This window comes from Pseudomonas sp. ICMP 3272 (assembly GCF_001466905.1).
Classification (GTDB): domain Bacteria; phylum Pseudomonadota; class Gammaproteobacteria; order Pseudomonadales; family Pseudomonadaceae; genus Aquipseudomonas; species Aquipseudomonas amygdali.
The window spans coordinates 1-3303 of the sequence record NZ_LKEK01000099.1 but is presented as its reverse complement, the minus strand read 5'-3'; the positions used below and the strand labels follow the sequence as shown (position 1 = coordinate 3303).

The 3303-nt window shown below is 45.4% G+C and carries 2 protein-coding genes and 2 pseudogenes; all 4 read right to left on the bottom strand.

The features are described 5' to 3' along the window. Positions 1-195, bottom strand: a pseudogene (locus AO068_RS29405) (hypothetical protein); the annotation flags it as partial. A 1159-nt stretch (positions 196-1354) separates the two neighbouring features. Further along, positions 1355-1702 (bottom strand): hypothetical protein, encoded by a 348-nt coding sequence (locus AO068_RS28890; RefSeq protein ID WP_144439858.1) that lies wholly within the window; start codon positions 1700-1702, stop codon positions 1355-1357. A 572-nt stretch (positions 1703-2274) separates the two neighbouring features. After that, positions 2275-2733 (bottom strand): hypothetical protein, encoded by a 459-nt coding sequence (locus AO068_RS24285; RefSeq protein ID WP_058402707.1) that lies wholly within the window; start codon positions 2731-2733, stop codon positions 2275-2277. Continuing rightward, a pseudogene (locus AO068_RS28885) lies at positions 2733-3303 on the bottom strand (hypothetical protein); the annotation flags it as partial. The gene AO068_RS24285 and the pseudogene AO068_RS28885, both read right to left, overlap by 1 nt.

The following is a 3303-nucleotide window of genomic DNA, read 5'->3' as shown; positions in this document are numbered from 1 at the left end:
AGGCTGGTGATTATGTTTCGCTTGGCTTCCCGCTCCTGGTCTGTTTCGTCTGGTTTGGTGTCGTTGACGAGGTTCGATCAGGGCAATCAAGCCCTTCCAGGGTAAGACCCGATCCATCTCGATCAGGAACAATTCCTTGCGGGTCTGCTTGCGCTTACCGGCGTACTCGGCATCGGCGAAGATCATTTGCTTCATTGAAAAGCTCGGCGATTGGGGTGCGGGGACTCTGCCAATTCGGGAAGTCTTTTTCAGGATTTCCTTAGTTGTACGCTTGGTGTCAGGCCGAAACTTTCGGCAACTTTCCCTCTTGGAATTGAAGTCACATCTTTTATTTAAAGGAAAACTTCCGATTGACGAATACTCAGACAGGGTGAAAAACACCGGCGCAAAGCCGGTGCCAATGCAATACTAGCTCATTGCTGATCAGTTGGATTGACAATCCATATTATCAAGCAACAAACCAATCTTTCGAAGCAAGCTAGCAACAAACTCACGATCTGCACCAATCCGCGCTTCAAATTCGAACATATCTAACCCGTTACATATTTCATTTAAAGCCGAATTCAGGACCAAAAGCTCATCTCTATTAAAGCTAACATTTGCAAAATTGCGCGAAGAGTTAATTATCTCCATAGTAACTACCTCAAACTATCAAAGTAAGCTTGCCCATTCACGGGACGGAATGCAGTACCACCATCAACTGCTTTAGGATTTCTGATAACAACCGTAACACTGACATTATTCCCGTAAGTAGCTCACCCACAACTTAGCTCACGAAATGAGCTCAAGCAATTAACGACGCTTTCAATATACGAGAAAAACTGCTCGAGACTAGTCATGCCCAAATCCTTATAGTAGCATTCTGAATCACATGCTTTTCAAATGCACATCCACAGATATCTCTTTCCCTGCAAGCTGCTCACCGCGCTTCGCAGCATTTGCCTCACCTGCACTTTTTTGCACCAACCAATCATTCATAATCGCTTCTACCTATCCTCCCTGAGTTACAACTCTCCCACAATCGCCAAACAGAGTATAAGCACCACCACCCCTAACAAGACTGTCTATATTTCCACAACCCAAATCACCTGTACTATCTACAAACCCTATGAGCCCTATGAGTCTTCTATCGAAACCATTCGATAGAGTCAGCATTAAAAAACCGTAACAAAACCTTGCACTAGCAATACTGCTCTCCGTTTTTCGGCTCTTCATCTTGCTAGTAATTCTTAGTAAGAACAGCACCCAATCCAAAAATAATTGATCCTGCCACCTCATCAATCGACAAAAGCTAGTTATCTTCAAAAGAAAAATTTCGAGAGCAACATAATTTCACAATAGTTCATATCGATTTTCACAGATCGAAGTCAATTGAGGTGTAATTGCATGGGCTTTTCCTAGTTACATAATTACCAAACGCATCGTTTCTTTGACCTGTAGAATCCTTAAATTCAACATATGGATCAAAACTTCCTGGCGCGTGCGAGCTACCTTGTTTGATTGCCACTCGAGGAATGCCATTCTTGTCAACGTATTTGAGGGGGCCACCATCGGTCTGAGAGGGCTTCCAGCCTTGAGCCTCCGCGTACTCCTTTAACTCACTTGTTTTTGGCGTGCGACCGGTTTCAAAAATTTTATCAATGCCTTTTGCACAAACTAATAAAGCATCTAATTGTTTTCTAGTTGCCTGACCGGATCCCAATCACTAGGCTTGAGTCGATGCTTGCTCCACCATTGCATTCCCTCCGACACCCACGTTCCGCGTAAATCGGAATGAGCGGTTGTCGAGTCATCATACCCAAACTCCGTCCCGCAGCATGGGCAAATATTGTACGAGGCACAGCCAAAACTGTCATACGCCGGCTCATCAAGATCAGGATACCTGCAGACCGGACATACATATGTTTGATTGCTATTGGGCATTAAAATAGTCCAAGTTTGAACCCTTACCATGCACTGCTGGATCAGGCTTGTAGTACGTGCAAATACTTCCCCCACTTGATACCACACCAAACTCATCAGTGCTAGGGTTGTAACGTACGATATCTCCATTAGGTCTTGCTTTTTCAAGCACGCCCGCAGGCTTCGACGCTGTTAATAACTTATCAGCTTGTGCTTGGTATTCAAGCGTATTTTTCGCGCCAAAGTCACCGCAATGGCGCGCAAAGTGGTCATCAAGCTTGGCTTGGCCCGCAAACTTCGCTCCGCCTCCTATCTCTTTTGCACCATCTAAAAATCACACAAACATCTAATCCATTGCTACGCTTAAAGCGATCAACATGATATTAGCGTCGCTTTCCACAAGCGTCCATCCTTCGAAAACTCCATGCGTAGAGCGTACGTCTTAAACTCATACTTTAGCCACTGCTGTACATAGCCGATTAACACATCGACTCTACCTGGGGCCTCTTTGCTAGGTGATCCTAGCTCTGCAATAACATCTTGAACACGCCATGCTTGAGCTATACGACCTAGCACATCTTCCGTATATGCCGAATAACCTTCGTGAGGCTGCACCAAAAAATGAATGTGATTTAATTTTCCCGAACGAAACCCAATCTCTACGCCAGATTTAATAAACTTATAAAATCTTGTCTTACCTTCCGGGTCATTATAGTTATCCGGGGTTTCCGAAACGGCTGGCAATTCTCCGACTTTTCGACATAAGTCGGTGACTATTTCTCCGCTTTCATCCTGACCAAGAGCCCGAACAAAATCCGACCAAGTGTTCATTATTTAATAACCCCCGTATTGCGATTTCTTTCAACTATTTTTTGAACGGTTTCATCTACTAACTTCGAATCATAACCTCGACTGTTCAGATTTGCCCGCAAAGCTTCTGTGTCACGACAAACTGCACCGCACAGGTCCGCTGCATCTTGCTGAATCTGAGCAGGAGTATTTTTCCCGCCATACGTCGGACCTGCAATATGTACATCTCGTGGGACCTCTACAGCAGTAGAGTTTTGGTAGAGAGTCTTGGTCTCCAACTCAGTAAGGGGGCGGCCCAACTCTGCTTCTTTTGCTGTGCGCAACGCAGCAAATGAAGGGATATGGTCGTGTTCTAGACCATCTCCAACAACCTCTCTTGCCTTAAGGTTTTTTTGGGCGTCTACCTCAAGTTCTTGAACCGCCGTTTTCGAAGGCACGGATGCTTTTGCACCATCACCTTTAACAACATCCGCTCCAACCCCCCTGTCAGTCCCGGTATAATTCTTCCAGGCCGGGTGGTAAGCATCAGCCTTCATCTCGGCTGAGATAGTCCTAGACTTGGCTACAGATTTACCGCTTACCAGCATACCA